General features: G+C 66.0%; 15 protein-coding genes. 2 read left to right on the forward strand and 13 right to left on the reverse strand.

The features are described from left to right. From ACYP33_RS00360 to ACYP33_RS00385, 6 genes are all read right to left on the reverse strand, one after another. Positions 1-109 (reverse strand): GTP-binding protein (locus ACYP33_RS00360; protein ID WP_033477657.1); only part of this gene is annotated, 109 nt, incomplete at its 3' end. Between the two features lie 40 nt (positions 110-149). Beyond that, positions 150-2,252, reverse strand: a complete 2,103-nt coding sequence (gene fusA / locus ACYP33_RS00365; RefSeq protein WP_414443685.1) for an elongation factor G — start codon at positions 2,250-2,252, stop codon at positions 150-152. Between the two features lie 117 nt (positions 2,253-2,369). Further along, positions 2,370-2,840 carry a 30S ribosomal protein S7 gene (gene rpsG / locus ACYP33_RS00370; RefSeq protein WP_006477195.1) on the reverse strand — a complete coding sequence of 157 codons (471 nt, stop codon included), beginning with the start codon at positions 2,838-2,840 and terminating at the stop codon, positions 2,370-2,372. 174 nt (positions 2,841-3,014) lie between these two features. After that, positions 3,015-3,398, reverse strand: coding sequence for a 30S ribosomal protein S12 (rpsL, locus tag ACYP33_RS00375; protein WP_206125750.1), 384 nt, complete (start codon positions 3,396-3,398; stop codon positions 3,015-3,017). 291 nt (positions 3,399-3,689) lie between these two features. Then, a complete protein-coding gene (gene recQ / locus ACYP33_RS00380; protein WP_459618936.1) occupies positions 3,690-5,537 on the reverse strand; it encodes a DNA helicase RecQ in 1,848 nt (615 codons plus the stop codon). Positions 5,538-5,562: 25 nt separating this feature from the next. Continuing rightward, the gene (locus ACYP33_RS00385) at positions 5,563-6,069 is read right to left on the reverse strand and encodes a hypothetical protein (protein WP_459618937.1); all 507 of its coding nucleotides are present in this window, start codon (positions 6,067-6,069) and stop codon (positions 5,563-5,565) included. Positions 6,070-6,330: 261 nt separating this feature from the next. Between ACYP33_RS00385 and ACYP33_RS00390 the strand changes: the two genes are divergently transcribed. Then, complete coding sequence (locus tag ACYP33_RS00390) at positions 6,331-7,290, forward strand: LysR family transcriptional regulator (RefSeq protein ID WP_414450514.1); 960 nt, start codon at positions 6,331-6,333, stop codon at positions 7,288-7,290. A gap of 32 nt (positions 7,291-7,322) precedes the next feature. Here ACYP33_RS00390 and ACYP33_RS00395 read toward each other — a convergent pair whose 3' ends face one another. The 7 genes from ACYP33_RS00395 to ACYP33_RS00425 all read right to left on the reverse strand — a co-directional run bounded on the left by ACYP33_RS00395 (position 7,323) and on the right by ACYP33_RS00425 (position 15,701). Further along, entirely contained in the window at positions 7,323-8,243 is a 921-nt protein-coding gene (locus ACYP33_RS00395) for a 2-hydroxyacid dehydrogenase (protein WP_459618940.1), read from the reverse strand. A gap of 1 nt (position 8,244) precedes the next feature. Then, positions 8,245-9,015: a class II aldolase/adducin family protein gene (locus ACYP33_RS00400; protein ID WP_459618941.1), complete on the reverse strand. Its 771-nt coding sequence runs from the start codon at positions 9,013-9,015 to the stop codon at positions 8,245-8,247. Between the two features lie 54 nt (positions 9,016-9,069). Further along, the gene (locus tag ACYP33_RS00405) at positions 9,070-10,398 is read right to left on the reverse strand and encodes an MFS transporter (RefSeq protein ID WP_459618943.1); all 1,329 of its coding nucleotides are present in this window, start codon (positions 10,396-10,398) and stop codon (positions 9,070-9,072) included. A gap of 141 nt (positions 10,399-10,539) precedes the next feature. Then, positions 10,540-11,718 carry a porin gene (locus tag ACYP33_RS00410; RefSeq protein ID WP_459618945.1) on the reverse strand — a complete coding sequence of 393 codons (1,179 nt, stop codon included), beginning with the start codon at positions 11,716-11,718 and terminating at the stop codon, positions 10,540-10,542. Positions 11,719-12,004: 286 nt separating this feature from the next. After that, positions 12,005-13,030: a histone deacetylase family protein gene (locus tag ACYP33_RS00415; protein ID WP_459618947.1), complete on the reverse strand. Its 1,026-nt coding sequence runs from the start codon at positions 13,028-13,030 to the stop codon at positions 12,005-12,007. Positions 13,031-13,067: 37 nt separating this feature from the next. After that, positions 13,068-14,300, reverse strand: a complete 1,233-nt coding sequence (locus ACYP33_RS00420) for a Zn-dependent hydrolase (protein WP_459618949.1) — start codon at positions 14,298-14,300, stop codon at positions 13,068-13,070. Between the two features lie 87 nt (positions 14,301-14,387). Next, positions 14,388-15,701, reverse strand: a complete 1,314-nt coding sequence (locus ACYP33_RS00425; protein ID WP_459618952.1) for an MFS transporter — start codon at positions 15,699-15,701, stop codon at positions 14,388-14,390. Positions 15,702-15,891: 190 nt separating this feature from the next. Between ACYP33_RS00425 and ACYP33_RS00430 the strand changes: the two genes are divergently transcribed. Next, positions 15,892-16,851: a LysR family transcriptional regulator gene (locus ACYP33_RS00430; protein ID WP_414443674.1), complete on the forward strand. Its 960-nt coding sequence runs from the start codon at positions 15,892-15,894 to the stop codon at positions 16,849-16,851. The last annotated feature ends 43 nt before the right edge of the window (positions 16,852-16,894 follow it).

A 16,894-nucleotide genomic window follows, 5' to 3' on the forward strand; every position in this document is an offset into this window, starting at 1 on the left:
TCAGCACCGTCGTGATTGCTGCCGTCAGCGTCGTCTTGCCGTGGTCAACGTGACCGATCGTACCAACGTTGACGTGCGGCTTGGTCCGCTCAAATTTACCTTTTGCCATGATTCTCTTCTTTCAAAAATGAATGTTTGGAGGAGACGACTTACTTCGACTTTGCGCTGATGATCGCTTCGGCGACGTTGCGCGGCGCTTCGGAGTAGTGCTTGAACTCCATCGTGTACGTGGCGCGACCTTGGGTCAGCGAACGCAGCGACGTCGAGTAGCCGAACATTTCCGACAGCGGCACTTCGGCGCGCACGATCTTGCCGCCGCCCACCATGTCTTCCATGCCCTGGACGATACCGCGACGGCCCGACAGGTCGCCCATCACGTTGCCCATGTAGTCTTCCGGCGTTTCGACTTCGACCGCCATCATCGGCTCCAGCACGACCGGGCTCGCACGGCGCATTGCTTCCTTGAACGCCATCGAACCGGCCATGCGGAACGCGTTTTCGTTCGAGTCAACATCGTGGTACGAACCGAACGTCAGGTGCACCTTCACGTCGACGACCGGGAAGCCAGCCAGCACGCCGGCCTTCAGCGTGTCCTGGATACCCTTGTCGACCGCCGGGATGTATTCACGCGGAATCACACCACCCTTGATCTCGTCGAAGAACTCGTAGCCCTTGCCCTGCTCGTTCGGCTCGAGCGTGATGGTTGCGTGACCGTACTGGCCGCGACCACCCGACTGCTTGACGAACTTGCCGTCGACGTCCTTCGCCGTTGCACGGATGGTTTCGCGGTAGGCAACTTGCGGCTTGCCGACCGTGGCTTCCACGCCGAATTCACGACGCATGCGGTCCACCAGAATTTCGAGGTGGAGCTCGCCCATGCCCGAAATGATGGTTTGGCCCGATTCTTCGTCCGTCTGGACGCGGAACGACGGATCTTCCTGTGCCAGGCGGTTCAGCGCCAGGCCCATCTTTTCCTGGTCCGGCTTCGTCTTCGGCTCGACGGCCTGCGAGATCACCGGCTCCGGGAACACCATGCGTTCCAGGATGATCGGGTGCTGCGGATCGCACAGCGTGTCGCCCGTGGTCGCATCCTTCAGGCCGACCGCTGCAGCGATGTCGCCTGCACGGACTTCCTTGATTTCCTCGCGCTGGTTCGCGTGCATCTGCAGAATCCGGCCCAGGCGTTCCTTCTTGCCCTTGGTCGAGTTCAGCAGCGTGTCGCCCGAATTCACGATGCCCGAGTACACACGGAAGAAGATCAGCTGGCCGACGAACGGGTCGGTCATGATCTTGAATGCCAGCGACGAGAACTTCTCTTCGTCCGACGCCACGCGTTCGACCTTGTCGCCATTGTCGAGTTCGCCCGTGACCGGGGGAATGTCGATCGGCGACGGCAGGAAATCGATCACGGCGTCGAGCATGCGCTGCACGCCCTTGTTCTTGAACGCGGTACCGCACAGCATCGGCTGGATTTCGCAGGCGATCGTACGGTCGCGCAGCGCCTTGACGATGTCGGCTTCCGGCAGATCGCCTTCTTCCAGGTACTTGTTCATCAGGTCTTCATTGGCTTCGGCAGCCGCTTCGACCATCTTTTCGCGCCATTCCTTGCACGTTTCAGCAAGTTCAGCCGGGATGTCGACGTAGTCGAACTTCGTGCCCTGGGACGCTTCGTCCCAAACGATCGCCTTCATCTTCAGCAGATCGACCACGCCCTTGAAGCCTTCTTCCGCGCCGATCGGCACCACGACCGGAACCGGGTTTGCCTTCAGGCGCAGACGGAGCTGGTCGTAGACCTTGAAGAAGTTCGCGCCGGTACGGTCCATCTTGTTGACGAACGCCAGACGCGGAACCTTGTACTTGTTGGCCTGACGCCACACGGTTTCCGACTGCGGCTGAACGCCACCCACCGCGCAGTACACCATGCACGCGCCGTCGAGCACGCGCATCGAGCGCTCGACTTCAATCGTGAAGTCGACGTGACCCGGGGTGTCGATGATGTTGATGCGGTGTTCCGGATAGTTGCCGCCCATGCCCTTCCAGAAGGCGGTGGTGGCAGCGGACGTGATCGTGATGCCACGTTCCTGTTCCTGCTCCATCCAGTCCATCGTGGCAGCGCCGTCGTGAACTTCACCGATCTTGTGGTTCACGCCGGTGTAAAACAGGATGCGCTCGGTCGTCGTCGTCTTGCCGGCGTCGATGTGGGCGCTAATACCGATATTGCGGTAGCGCTCGATAGGAGTCTTGCGAGCCACTTTGAATCCTCTATGGGTTAACGCAACGCAAGGTTGCGTTACGCCTCAACACAAACGGGCGAGGCGCCTGAAACAGCGCACCCGCCCGGATTTTTACCGCTTGAGTCTCGCTCTCGCTTAGAAGCGGAAGTGCGAGAACGCGCGGTTGGCTTCTGCCATCCGGTGAACTTCGTCGCGCTTCTTCATCGCGCCGCCGCGGCCTTCGGCCGCTTCGGAGAGTTCACCTGCCAGGCGCAGTGCCATCGACTTCTCGCTACGCTTCTTCGCGGCTTCACGCAGCCAACGCATCGCCAATGCCATACGACGCGACGGGCGCACTTCGACCGGAACCTGATAGTTCGCACCACCAACGCGACGGCTCTTCACTTCGACCACCGGCTTCACGTTGTTCAGCGCGACAGTGAACACTTCCAGCGGGTCCTTGCCACCCTTGGTCTGGATCTGTTCGAAAGCGCCATAAACGATGCGTTCCGCGACCGACTTCTTGCCGGACAACATCAGCATGTTCATGAATTTTGCAACATCAACGTTACCGAACTTCGGATCCGGCAACACTTCCCGCTTGGGGACTTCGCGACGACGCGGCATGTTTCTTCCTTTGACTTTTTCAGTTGGAGCTGAGATCCAGCCCCGCGGTCACCAACAAACCCGATTCATCTCGTTCGACTAACCAGCTTGGCCGGGTGACCACTTACTCGACAGCACCGGCTATCCGGCACTACCGCATTAACCGCCTGACGGCGATCACCTTTCAGAGGCAACTTACTTCTTCGTGGCCTTTGCACGCTTCGCGCCGTACTTCGAGCGCGCTTGCTTACGATCCTTGACGCCCTGGGTATCCAGCGAGCCGCGAACCATGTGGTAACGCACACCCGGCAAATCCTTCACACGGCCGCCGCGGATCAGCACAACCGAGTGTTCCTGCAGGTTGTGGCCTTCACCGCCGATGTACGAAATCACTTCGAAGCCGTTCGTCAGACGAACCTTGGCGACCTTACGGAGTGCCGAGTTCGGCTTCTTCGGCGTCGTGGTGTACACGCGAGTGCACACGCCGCGACGCTGGGGGCAGTTCTGCAAGGCCGGGCTCTTGCTCTTGGTCGTTTCCGACTCACGGCCTTTGCGAACCAGTTGGTTGATGGTTGGCATTGTGTATTCCTGAAAATGACAAAAACCGGCACACTCGCATCGGGCAAAGCGACGCAGGCATGCCTGTGGTGATCCGACGCCCCGCTGACACCCCGCCCGCCGCCACTTCTTGGCGGCCCGCGAGTTTACCTACCGGGAATCGGAACCCGCCATCTTAAGTCAAAAATCCCAAGCGGGTCAACAGCTTGCGTGATTTGCCGACGCAACAATAAGTGACGAATCAGTGACGGCCGGCTGCGGTGATCGCAATGCAGCATCGCGCCTCACCGCAACCGGCTCGGCTCGATGCATTTACGCCGATTCGACCACGTCGATGAGCTCGTCGCCGAACCGTTCGAGCTTGCGGGCGCCGATGCCGGGGATATGGCGCAGATCCTCGACGGATTCGGGCGCGTTGCGCGCGATCTCGGCCAGGGTGGCATCGTGAAAGATCACGTAGGCGGGCACGCCGTCGCTCTTGGCGGTTTCGGCGCGCCAGGTGCGCAGCCGTTCCCAGCAGGCGCGTTCGCGCGCGGACATGCCGGCGGTGGGATCGGCGCGGGCGCCGCTGCGCGTCGATGCATTGCGCGAGCTCTTGGGCTTGACGTAGCGGCGCAGCGTGACGGTTTCCTCGCCCTTGAGCACCGGCTTGCTCGCCTCGGTCAGCACCAGCGCGCCGAAGCCGCCGTGATCGATGGCCAGGTAACCGAACGCCACGAGCTGGCGGAAGATCGCGCGCCATTCGGGCTCGGACAGCTCGGCGCCGATGCCGAACGTGCTCAACGAATCGTGGCCGCGCTGCTGGATTTTTTCCGTTTTCGCGCCGCGCAGGACTTCGATCAGGTGGCTCGCGCCGAAGTTGAAGCCGCTCGCGCGCTGCGCGCGGAACACGCAGGACAGGGCCATGCGCGCTTCGCGCGTGGCGTCCCAGGTGTTGGGCGGCTCGAGGCAGGTGTCGCAGTTGCCGCAGGGCTGGCTCGCTTCGCCGAAATAGCCGAGCAGGCGCACGCGGCGGCACGACGCGGTTTCGCACAGGCCGAGCAGCGCGTCGAGCTTGGATGTCTGCACGCGCTTGTGGGCGTCGTCGGCTTCGGATTCATCGATCATCTTGCGCTGCTGCACGACGTCGCCGAGGCCATAGGCCATCCAGGCATTCGCGGGCAGGCCGTCGCGGCCCGCGCGGCCGGTTTCCTGGTAATAGCCCTCGACGCTCTTGGGCAGGTCGAGGTGGGCCACGAAGCGCACGTCGGGCTTGTCGATGCCCATGCCGAACGCGATGGTCGCGCACATTACGATGCCCTCCTCGCGCTGGAACATCTCCTGATGGCGCTGGCGCACCTCGAATTCCATGCCGGCGTGATACGGCAGCGCGCGCACGCCCTGCGTCTTGAGCCACTCGGCGGTTTCCTCGACCTTGCGGCGCGATAGGCAATACACCACGCCGGCATCGGTGGTGCCGTCGGCATTGGTGTGCTCGGCACGAATGAAATCGAGCAGTTGCGAGCGCGCGTTGTCCTTTTCGACGATCCGGTAGCGAATGTTCGGGCGATCGAAGCTCGACACGAACACGCGCGCATCGTCGAGCGCGAGGCGCTGGATGATCTCGTCGCGCGTGATTTCGTCGGCGGTGGCCGTCAGCGCGATGCGCGGCACGTACGGGAAGCGCTCGTGCAGGATCGACAGCTTGATGTATTCGGGCCGGAAATCGTGCCCCCACTGCGATACGCAATGCGCCTCGTCGATCGCGAACAGGCCGATGCGCGTGCGTTCGAGCAGATCGAGGAAGCGCGGCGTCATCAGCCGCTCGGGCGCCACGTAGAGCAGATCGAGTTCGCCCTCGCGCAGCGCGCGCTCGGTAGCGGCGGCCTCGGCGCCCGACAGCGTGGAATTCAGGTAAGCGGCGCGCACGCCCACTTCGGTCAGCGCGGCGACCTGATCGTGCATCAGCGCGATCAGCGGCGAGACGACGATGCCGGGGCCTTGCCCCGACTCGTGGCGAACCAGCGCCGGGATCTGGTAGCAGAGCGACTTGCCGCCGCCGGTGGGCATCAGCACGAGGCAGTCGCCGCCGCCCGCGACATGCTCGACGATCTCGCCCTGTTGGCCGCGAAAGGCCGGATAACCGAAAACTTCGTTCAGGATTTCGAGCGCGCGCGACATGAGGCAGGAGGGATCGTTTGAAAAATCAAGGCTGCATTTTACAGACAGAAGCCAGGTCGCCCCCACCTTCGTGTCCGGATTGGCCATTCGGACGAGATTGCTCGGCCGCCGGCGCGTTGGTTGCGCCGCCGTGTGCCGAATCGGCGGGCGGCCGGGCGGCCAGCGAAATCGAGATCGCCGCGCGCTGGCCGCCGGCATCGAGCGAGACCTTGTTCACAAAGCCGTAGACATGCCCGCGCAGCGACACGCAGAGCGAATCGTCGCCATCGACGCCGACCTCGGCCATCTCGCTGTCGGAGATCAGGAACGGCGCGCGGCGGTCCATCAGGCTACCGAGCGAGGCTTGGGCAAGATCGCGCCGGGACAGATAGTAATCGTAGAGAAACGGCGATGACGCACCTTGGCCGAGCCGCCGCACCACGTAGAGCCGCAGCCCGGGACGCAGCACGCGCGTGCGCACGATCGCGTCGTGGGAAACACCGTGGTGACGCAGATACCACCAGCCCGGCAGCGCCATCACCGCCAGCAACACGCAGAGCGCGAGACCTGCCACGCCGATCCCGCGATTGACCGCCGCATCGTTTCGCATGATCACTTACCTCGGTTAGTCGCGCAGCCGGAGCGCGATCGTGAAGGCAGAAGATCATCCGGCGGGCGCCGGTTCAAGCGCGCCGGCCTGAATCAGAAAGATGTCGAGCAGCGACCATAGCATCCGGTCCATCTCGAAACAACGGATGCACAGGCAAAAACGGCGCCCCTATAATTCGGCATTTTTTCGCTTCCGGAGGCCGCGATGACTCGCAGCGTACGCGCCGCATTGCTCAACGACCGGCTCGACTGGAACCTGCTCCGGACCTTCCTCGTGATCGCGCGCGAACAGAGCGTGAGCCGCGCTGCGGCGCACCTGCACATCACGCAACCGGCCGTCAGCCATGCGTTGCGGCGGCTCGAGGAGCAGCTCGGCCGCAAGCTCGTGCAGCGCAGCGGCCCACGCATCGACATCACGCGCGCCGGCCACGAGGTGCGCGAAATCGCCGAGGAAATCTACGGCAGCATCTCGCGTCTCGCCAGCGACGAAGGCGTGGGCGATCACTACGTGTCGGGGCTGGTGCGCCTGATCACCGTCAGCGGCGTGCAGTCGGAGGCCTACGACGATTTCCTCGGCGACTTCCATCGCGACTACCCCGATATCGATCTCGACGTGCAGGTGATGCGCAGCGCCGACGTGCCGAGCGCCCTGCTCCAGCACACGGCCACGGCCGCGTTGAGCCTGAACCGGCACGTCGACGGGAAGATCGCGCAGCAGTTGTTCATGCCGCAGCGCTACGCGCTGTTCTGCGGGCGGCGCCATCGTCTGTTCGGGCAGTCGGGGCTGGGCGTCGACGACCTGCGCGACGAGAATTTCGTATCGTTTGCGGGAGATCAGCTTGGCGCGTCATTGTCGGTGCTGAGTGTGTTCCGCGACCAACACGGGCTGGCCGGGCGCATCGTGGCGACCTCGGCCAGCATGGCCGAAATGGTGAGGCTGATTGTGGCCGGATTCGGCATCGGCAGCCTGCCCGAGCACGTCGGACAAGCGCAGGTGGAAGCAGGCCGCATGATGCGGCTGCCGCCCGCCGACGGCGTGGCCGACCTCGACGTGATGCTGCTGTGGGCGGCCGACCGCAAGCCGCGCGCGGCGGAGGCCGTGTTCCTCGAGCGAATCCGCGCGTTCGCGCAGGGCGGCGGCAAGACCGACGACGCCGCGCAGTAAGCCCGGCGCGCCCTCGGCAACGCACGCTCCGCTCAATATCCGCGCAGCACGTCCACCTGATTCGCCAGCGGCGCGCCGTCGCGCAAGCGCCGCACGTTGGCGGCGATCTGCTCGGCGATCCGCTCGAAGCTCGCCACCGACGCCATGTGCGGCGTAACGATCAGGTTCGGCGCGCACCAGAACGGATCGTCCTCGGGCAGCGGCTCGCACTCGAACACGTCGATCACCGCGCCGCCGAGCGTGCCGTCCTGCAACGCGGCCAGCACGTCGGCCGGCGCCAGATGCTCGCCGCGCCCCACGTGGATCAGCTTCGCGCCGCGCGGCAGCCGGGCCAGCAGGCGGCGATCGACAATGCCGCGCGTCTCGGGCGTCAGCGGCAGCAGGCAGACGAGCAGCTCGCTGCCGGCCAGGAACGCGTCGAACCCATCGGCGCCGAACGTTTCCACGCCGTCGATCGCCTTGCGCTCGCGCGACCAGCCGCGCACGCGAAAGCCGGCATCGGCAAGCTGCCGCGCCACATGCTGGCCGAGCACCCCGAGCCCCATCACGCCCACGCTGCGCTCGCCGGCCGCCACTTGCGGATAGCGCAGCCAGCGGCGCTCGCGCTGGTTGGCCAGTACGCGATCGAGCCCGCGATGAAAATGCAGCACGGCCCACATCACGAATTCGCCCATGCCCTGCGCGTGCGTCGGATCGACCACGCGACACACCGGCACGGCGGGCAAGGCCGGGTCGGCCAGGATGTGATCGACACCGGCCGCGATGCTGTGCACGAGCCGCAGCGACGGCAGCCGTGCCAGCGCGCCGGACGGCGGCCGCCAGCACACGGCGATGTCGGCGTCATGCGGATCGGTGTCGACGCCCGCGATGCGCAGCCCCGGCAAGCGTTCGCGCAGCGGCGCGAGCAACGGCGACAGGTCGAAGCCGTCGCTGAGAAAGGCGATGCGCGTCATGTCAGCTTCGGTAGTCGGTGGCGCCGCCGTCGATCAGCCGCAACGCCGCCTGCCATTGCAGCGCGATGATCGCCTCGGCCTCTTCGCGGTCGAATTGCTCGGCGGCCAGCCGGCACACGGCCTCGGACGGCCGGCTCAACGCCGCGCCGCCGGCCATCGCGCGCACCTGGATCTGGCACGCGAGTTCGAGGAAATAGATGTTCTGGAACGCGGCCGGCACCGAGCGGCCGGCCACCAGCAGCCCGTGATTGCGCAGGATCATCGCGCTGTGCGGGCCGAGGTCGCGAATCAAGCGCTCGCGCTCGCCCAGATCGAGCGCGATGCCCTCGTAGTCGTGATACGCAAGCCGCTCGTAGAACTTCAGCGCGTGCTGGCTGATCGGCAGCAGGCCTTGCTGCTGCGCCGACACCGCCGAGCCGGCCGCCGTATGCGTGTGGATCACGCACTGCAGGTCGGGCCGCGCCTGATGGATCGCCGAATGGATCGTGAAGCCGGCCGCGTTGACGCGATAGCGCGCCGGATCGTCCTCGACGATCGGCTCGACGACGCGCCCCTGCCCGTCGATCTTGATCAGATCGGAGGCGCGCATTTCATGGAACAGCACGCCGTAGCGGTTGATCAGGAAATGATGCTCGGGGCCGGGCACGCGCGCGGTGATGTGCGTGTCGATCATGTCGGTCATGCCGAAATGCGCGACGAGCCGATACAGCGCGGCCAGTTCGACGCGCGCCGTCCATTCGGAGTCCGGAATGTGATGGGGTGCGGTGTGCATGAAATCGCTTGCAGGAAGAGAAAAAAGAGCGGGCCGTCGATCAGACTCGGACAATCAGGAAACCTGAACGGTGCCGGCGGCGGCCGGATGAACCGGCTGCGTCGGCGGGAAGCGCCGCTGATAGCGCGCCAGCGCGAGGATGCCGGCCAGCGAGATGGCCGACAGCAACGAGAAGAACAGCGCCAGCGGCAGCCACTGGCCGCGGTAATGCTGCGCAACCACCGTGCCGATCAGCGGCGTGGTGCCGCCGGCCACGGTGGCGCACAGCTGATAGGCGATCGAGATGCCCGAATAGCGCAGATGGGTCGGGAACGCGCGCGTCATGAAGCCGGCGATCACCGCATACACGGCCGACAGCACCACCACCGCGAGCGCGATACCGGCCACGATCAGCACCGGCTGCTGGCTGTTGACGAGCACGAACATCGGGTACGGCGTGAAGATCGACAGCAGCGCGGCGCAGGCCAGGAAGCGGGCGTCGCCGAAGCGTTGCGCGAGCAGCGCCGACACCGGTTGCGAGGCGAGCTGGATGAGCGTCACCGCGAACAGGCAATCGAGGATCAGCGGCTTCGGCATCTTCAGGAAGCTCGTGACGTACGAAATCATGAACGTGTTCGTGAAGAAGAAGCCGGCCGAGCCGATGGTGGTGGCCGCGGCCGCGTACAGGATCGGCTTCCAGTAGCCGCGCAGCACTTCGGTCACGGGCGCCTTCACGCGCCGGTTCTCGCGCTTGGCCTGCTCGAACTCGGGCGATTCGTTCACGCCCATGCGCACCACCACGCCGACCACCAGCAACACGAAGCTGGCCAGGAACGGCAGGCGCCAGCCCCACGACACGAACGCGTCGTGATCGAGCGACGACACCAGGCGAAACGAGATCAGCGACAGCAGCAGCCCGGCCGGGCTGCCCATCTGCGGAATCGACGCGAACAGCGTCTTGCGCCCCGGCGCGGCGTGCTCGCTCGACATCAGCACCGCGCCGCCCCACTCGCCGCCCACGGCGATGCCCTGCAGGATGCGCAGCAGGATCAGGATCACCGGCGCCGCCACGCCGATCGACGCGTACGACGGCAGCAGGCCGATGCCGGTGGTCGCCACGCCCATCAGGAACATCGTGAGAATCAGCATCTTCTTGCGGCCGAGGCGATCGCCCCAATGGCCGAACACGGCGCCGCTCAAGGGGCGCGCGACGAAGCCCACGGCGAACGTCGCGAACGACGCCAGCGTGCTGACGAACGGGTCGCGGGTCGGAAAGAACACGTCGCCGAGCACGAGCGCGGCGGCCGTCGCGTAGGTGTAGAAATCGTAGAACTCGATCGTCGTGCCGAAAAACGCGGCGAGTGCGGCGCGGACCGGCTGGCGTTGAGCAACGGGGGAAGTCATCGGGAATCCTTGGTCGGAGCGCTGCATGGCATCGGAGCACCGAGGCCGCGCGGCTTTGCGCATTTATCGGTGGCCAATATCGCTACGTAAAATGCTGATTTCTTATGCGAAGCATGAATCGCGTTCATGCTCCGCGCCGCATCAGAAGCGGTGCCGGATTCCGGCCACCGTGACGAGCTGATGGCTGTTCGACGACGGCGTCGCGAACGCCACCGCCGCCACTGCCTTGCGGCCCGTCGAATCGGTGCCCGTCGCCAACTGATAGATGCTGACGGCGTACAGGTCGGTGCGCTTGGACAGCGAGTAATCCACGCCGACGTCGAGCTGGCCGTACTTCGCACCCTCGTGGCCGTTCACGCTGCTGCTGCGCGTGAACGCGTACGACGCGGCCACCTGCAGGGCCGGCGTGATCAGGTATTTCGTATTCAGCTCGAACGTGTTGAACGCCACGCTGCCGCCCGGCATCTGCGTGGTGGAGCCGGCCACGGCGGTAGCGCCGAGGTTGTTGAAGCGCGTGTTGCTGTACACCGCGCCGAAGGTGGCCGCGCCGAACGTGTAGGCGCCGCCCGCATTGACGATCTGCTGCGTGCCCGCGCTCGCATAGCCGCTGTAGACGGGGCTGGCCATGTTGCTGCCGGTGGCGCTGTCGTTGGCCTTGTTGCCGAACAGCGAGAAGTTCGGGTTGCGCGCCAGCGTGTAGGCGGCGGCGGCCTTCAGCGGGCCGCCCTGGTAACCCACACCCACGCCGTAGATCTGGTTGCGCGCGGTGCTGCCTGCCACGCCGCCGAAGCTGTAGAGCGCTTCCACATTGAAGCCGGCCCATACCGGCGACACGTACTTCAGCGCATTGTTGACACGGAACGATCCGTCGAGATCGTCGAGATCGCCCGGGTGGGCGCCGTAGCCCGCGCCCGACAGCGCCCAATCCTCGCCGGCCGTGTAGATGCCGACCATATCGGCGTTCGGCAGATACTGGCGGCCGGCCGTCACGGTGCCGAACCGCGCCGAGCCGAGCCCGACGTAGAGCTGCCGGCCGAACAGGTCGCCGTTCTGGCCGAGCACGCCGGTCGAGCCGTTGAAGCCGCCTTCGAGCACGAACAGCGAAACCAGCCCGCCGCCCAGCTCCTCGCGGCCGCGCAGGCCCCAGCGGCTGCCCGATGCGTTGCCGCTGGTCAGCGCGAACTGGCGGCTGCCGCCCGCATTGGTATTGATGGCGATGCCCTGGTCGACGATCCCGTACAGCGTGACCGAGTTCTGCGCATGAGCGGCGGTCGCGCCCAGCAGGGCGACGCCGAGGCAAAAAGGCTTGTTGAGTTTCATGGTGGGTCGCATGGCGCGTGTGGTTGAGATTCGATTTGAAATTCGATTGGGAGTGCGAAGTTCATGACGGGCGATGCGGGCATCGTCGGCACGGGTGTCAGTTATCGAGCGCCAATAACGCTACGTACAATGCCGTTTACTCATCGTCAGTATTAATGGCGTTCATCCTTGCCAAGACGGCGCTCGCGAAACGGCAGGCACAAAAAAAGCGCGGCGCCGGAAGCAGAAGCCTGCCTCCGGCGCCGCGCCCGAGCGTGCGCGAACGTTTCGTTCTGCTATCCGACCATCAGCGGCGCGCCTCGCCGAAGCCGCCGAAGAACGCACGCGCGTTCGCTTCGAGGCTCTCGATGTGATAGCCGCCTTCCTGCACGATCACGGTGGGCAACTGCAACGCGCCGACCGCGCCGCCGAGCCGGCCGAAGCCCTCGGTGGTGACGGCCACCTTCGATTGCGGATCGTCGCGATAGATGTCGAAGCCGAGCGCCAGCACGATCGCGTCGGGCTGGAAGCGCTTGAGCACGCGCAGCGCGTCGTCCACGCGCTCAAAGAACACCGCCTCGGAAGCGCCGTGCGGCATCGGCAGGTTCACGTTGTAGCCATAGCCGTCGCCGCTGCCGGCTTCGTCCTCGTAGCCGGCGACGACCGGATAGAAGTTGGTCGGATCGCCGTGGATCGAGATGTAGAGCACGTCATCGCGGCCATAGAAGATTTCCTGCACGCCCTGGCCGTGGTGCATGTCGGTATCGAGGATCGCGACGCGGCCGAAGCGCTCGCGCAGCGATTGCGCGGCAATCGCGGCGTTGTTCAGATAGCAGAAGCCGCCGGCCGCATCGCGCCGCGCATGATGGCCGGGCGGCCGGCACAGCGCCCAGCTCTCGCGCGCGCCACCGTTCACCGTGTCGGCCGCGGCCAGCGCGCTCTGCGCCGACCAGTACGCCGAGCGCCACGTATGCTCGCCGACCGGGCAACTGCCGTCGGCCAGATAGCGCGCCGCCTGGGCCAGCACGCCGCGCAGCGGATTGCCCTCGCGCACGTAGATGTTCGACATCACTTCGTTGCCCCAATCATCGGGCATCCGGGTCCAGTCGCGGTGCGCTTCTTCGAGGAAACGCAGGTAGTTCATGTCGTGCACGGCGGCGATCGGCGCGGTGCCGTGGTCGGCCGGTTCGAGCACCTCGAAATCGAGCGAGCGGGCGGCCGCGACGAGCCGCGCCGCGCGCTCGGGCACTTCCTGCGGCTCGCGCATCTGGCCACGCGACAGATAGGTGCGCGGATGGTGCAGCGACTGCTCGGAATGGAAATAGGTTTTCATCGGTTCTCCGTAATATCGGGCCGCTTCGCGTGACGCATCAGCGCGCCAGGGCGCGCGCGAGCACGGCGTGCAGCAGCACGTTGGCGCCGGCGGTCACGTCGCCGGGCAAGGCGTCTTCGGCTTCGTTGTGCGAGAGGCCGTCGACGCAGGGAATGAACACCATCGCGGTGGGGTAATGACGCGCCATCAGGATCGCGTCGTGCCCCGCGCCGCTGACGATCCGCTCGTTCGAATAGCCGAGCGCATCGGTGGCCTGCTGCACGAGCGCCACGCATGCAGCGTCGAACGGCGTGGCCGGGCTGCGCCAATAGGTGGCAATCTCGACGCGCAGGCCGCGTTGCGCCGCGATGCGCTCGAACGCCGTGCGCAGGTCGCGCTCGATCGCATCGACCTCGGTGTCGTCGTGATGGCGCAGGTCGACGGTGAAGCCGACCTGCCCCGCGATGGTGTTGCGCGAAGCGTTCGGGATGGCGGTCTGGCCGATCGTGGCGAGGCCGCGCGGCGCGTAGCCGGCGATGATCCGTTCGAGTTCGAGCGCCATCTGCGCGCTCGCGAACAGCGCGTCCTTGCGATACGGCATCGGCGTCGTGCCGGCGTGGGCGGCCACGCCCGTCACCGTCACGTCGAGCCAGCGGATCGCCTGGCCGCCCGTCACCACGCCGATCGTCGTGCCGTTCGCCTCCAGCACCGGGCCTTGCTCGATGTGCGCCTCGAAGTAGGCGTCCACCGCGCCGCGCTCGCGCGTGCCGCGGCTGCCGCAGGCGTCGAGCGCGTCGCCGAGCACGATGCCGTCGGCGTCGCGCGTGGCCAGCGCCGCATCGAGCGCGGTGGCGCCCGTGAACACGGCGGAGCCGAGCATCGCGGGCGTGAAGCGCGCACCTTCCTCGTTGGTCCACGAAACGATCTCGATCGGGCGAGCCGTGTCGATCTTCGCGTCGTTCAGCGCGCGCACCAGTTCGAGGCCGGCCAGCACGCCGTACACGCCGTCGAAGCGGCCGCCCTCGGGCTGCGTGTCGAGATGGCTACCGACCAGCACCGGCGCGGCTTCCGGATCACGACCGGCGCGCCGCGCGAACAGGTTGCCGACCGCGTCGGTGCTCACCGTCATGCCGGCCTCGCGGCACCATTGCGCGAACAGCTCGCGCCCGCGCCGGTCTTCGTCGGTCAATGCCAGCCGGCGCACGCCACCGCGTGCGGTCGCGCCGATCTTTGCCATCTCCATCAGGCTGCGCCAGAGGCGCGCGCCGTCCACATTCAGTTGCGATTCCATTCGTGTTCCTGAGCAATCACGGATTGCTTATCGTGCGAGAAGGTGCGGGAAGGTGCGGGGAAGCCCCGGAAAATCGAGCCGGGCCGGTCAGCCGCGGCTCGTCAGCGCCTCGGCCGCATCGCGGCTCACGGCGCGCCGCGCGTCGAGCGCGACGATGCAAAGCAGCGAGATTCCGGCCAGGCAGGTGTAGAACACCGCCAGCGGCCACCATTGGCCGGTGTAGCGATGCGCGAGCCAGGTGCCGACCAGCGGCGTCAGGCCGCCGGCGATCGCGCCGCACACCTGGTAGGCGAGCGAGATCGCCGAATAGCGGATATGGGTGGGGAAGATGCCGCTGATGAAGCCGGCGATCACCGAGTAGAAGCTGGCCATGCAGATCACCGCCAGCGCAATGCCGATCACCATCGACACCGTCGTGCCGTGCTGCACCAGCACGAACATCGGATACGGCGAGGCCATCGCGAGCAACGCCGCCAGCTTCAGGAAGCGCGCGCCGCCGATGCGCTCGGCGAGCCACGCCGCGCACGGCTGCGACAGCAACTGGATCACCGCCACCACGAACAGGCAGTCGAGGATCATCGAGCGCGTCACGCCGACGTACTGCGTGGTGTACGCGATCATGAACGTGTTGGTGAAATACACGCCGGCGATGCCGATGGTGTTCGCACCGATGCCGAGCAGCACCAGGCCCCACGCCGAGCGGAACACCTCGGCGATCGGCAGCTTGGCGGTGCGCTTGGCCTCGCGCAGCCGCGCGAATTCGGGCGACTCGTTCACGCCGAGCCGGATCAGGATGCCGACGATCAGCAGCAGCGCGCTGGCAAGGAACGGCAGGCGCCAGCCCCACGACAGGAACGCGGCCTTGTCCATCGAGGTGACGGCGCGAAACGCGATCAGCGACAGGATCAGGCCGGCCGGGCTGCCCAGTTGCGCGAACGACGCGAAAAACGTGCGCCGGCCTTCGGGCGCATGTTCGCCGGCCATCAGCACCGCGCCGCCCCACTCGCCGCCCACGGCGATGCCCTGCACCACGCGCAGCAACACCAGCAGCACCGGCGCGAGCACGCCGACCGTGGCGTAATCGGGCAGCAGCCCGACGCACACGGTGGCCGCGCCCATCATCATCAGCGTGGTCATCAGCGCTTTCTTGCGGCCGATCCGGTCGCCGAGATGGCCGAAGATGATGCCGCCGATCGGGCGGGCGAAGAAGCCCACCGCGAACGTCGCGAACGACGCCATGGTGCTGACGAAGCGATCGCCCGACGGGAAATACAGTTCGCCGAACACGAGCGCGGCGGCCGTGGCGTAGATATAGAAGTCGTACCACTCGATCATCGTGCCGATGAACGCGGCGGTCGCCGCGCGGGCGGGCTGGCGGGTGATGGCGGATTGGGGGGTCATGCTGGCTCCTGATGCGCCGGCGGCGGCCCGGAAGGCCCCGGGCGCGCTTGTCACGGGTCGGCGTGCGCGGCGTTTCGATGCACCGTGCACGCCGCCTTTATCGATAGCCAGAAATCATTAGTCAAATTTCAAGTTATTATTCAGCGCATAAATCAAACTTATAGTTTGATCGCCACCCTCCGGAGCCGCGATGCGCACCGACTTCACCCGCTTCCTGAACGACCGTCTCGACTGGAACCTGCTGCGCACCTTCCTCGTGATCATGCAGGAGCGCAGCCTGAGCCGCGCTGCGGCGCGTCTGCACGTCACGCAGCCGGCCGTGAGCCAGGCACTGAAGCGGCTGGAGGACGCGCTCGAACACCGCCTGATCGAGCGCCGCGGCCCGTACTTCGCGCCCACCGCCGCCGGCGAGGCCGTCTACCGGATCGCCGGCGACCTGTACGGCACGATCTCGCGGCTCGATTCCGAGCTCGACGACCGCACCGCCGACATCACCGGCTCGATCCGCCTGCTGACCATCAGCCGCATCGAATCGCCCGTCTACGACGAATTCCTCGCCGAGTTCCATCGCACCTATCCGCGCATCGACCTGCAGATCGAGGTCATGCGCTCGTCCGACATCATTTCCTCGCTGCTGCAGAAAACGGCGACGGCCGGCCTCGGCCTGTGCCGCAACCCGCACGACAAGCTCGAGATGCGGCCGTTCCTGCGGCAGCGCTACGCGATCTTCTGCGGCCGCCACCACCGCCTGTTCGGCAAGTCGCAACTGACGATGAACGACCTGCTCGCCGAGAACTTCGTGTCGTTTACGAGCGATCAGCTCGGCGACAGCCTCTCGCCGCTCACGGTGTTCCGCGACCAGAAGGGCTTCACGGGCCGCATCGTCGCATCCTCGCCGAGCCTCGACGAAGTGCGCCGGCTGATCTTCGCGGGCTACGGCATCGGCTGCCTGCCCGAGCACATCGTGCGCGACGACCTGGCCCAGCAACGGCTCTGGCGGCTGCCGCCCGACGAGGGGCTGGTCGACGTGGACGTGTTCCTGCTGTGGCAGCGCGAACGCAAGATGAACGCGGCCGATCTCGCGTTTCTCGAAAGCATGGAGCGCCATATGCGGCGTTATTCGTTCGCGGAGCGGCTCGGCGCGAAATAGTCAGGGCCGCGTTGCAAAAGCGACGGACGAAAAAAAACCGCCC

Source organism: Burkholderia sp. 3C, assembly GCF_054589155.1.

Coding starts and splice junctions, on each gene's coding strand:
- rpsL (WP_206125750.1), bottom strand. CDS start 3,398: ATGCCAACCATCAACCAACTGGTTCGCAAAGGCCGTGAGTCGGAAACG.
- ACYP33_RS00425 (WP_459618952.1), bottom strand. CDS start 15,701: ATGACCCCCCAATCCGCCATCACCCGCCAGCCCGCCCGCGCGGCGACC.
- ACYP33_RS00415 (WP_459618947.1), bottom strand. CDS start 13,030: ATGAAAACCTATTTCCATTCCGAGCAGTCGCTGCACCATCCGCGCACC.
- ACYP33_RS00405 (WP_459618943.1), bottom strand. CDS start 10,398: ATGACTTCCCCCGTTGCTCAACGCCAGCCGGTCCGCGCCGCACTCGCC.
- rpsG (WP_006477195.1), bottom strand. CDS start 2,840: ATGCCGCGTCGTCGCGAAGTCCCCAAGCGGGAAGTGTTGCCGGATCCG.
- ACYP33_RS00395 (WP_459618940.1), bottom strand. CDS start 8,243: ATGACGCGCATCGCCTTTCTCAGCGACGGCTTCGACCTGTCGCCGTTG.
- ACYP33_RS00400 (WP_459618941.1), bottom strand. CDS start 9,015: ATGCACACCGCACCCCATCACATTCCGGACTCCGAATGGACGGCGCGC.
- recQ (WP_459618936.1), bottom strand. CDS start 5,537: ATGTCGCGCGCGCTCGAAATCCTGAACGAAGTTTTCGGTTATCCGGCC.
- ACYP33_RS00390 (WP_414450514.1), top strand. CDS start 6,331: ATGACTCGCAGCGTACGCGCCGCATTGCTCAACGACCGGCTCGACTGG.
- ACYP33_RS00420 (WP_459618949.1), bottom strand. CDS start 14,300: ATGGAATCGCAACTGAATGTGGACGGCGCGCGCCTCTGGCGCAGCCTG.
- ACYP33_RS00410 (WP_459618945.1), bottom strand. CDS start 11,718: ATGAAACTCAACAAGCCTTTTTGCCTCGGCGTCGCCCTGCTGGGCGCG.
- ACYP33_RS00430 (WP_414443674.1), top strand. CDS start 15,892: ATGCGCACCGACTTCACCCGCTTCCTGAACGACCGTCTCGACTGGAAC.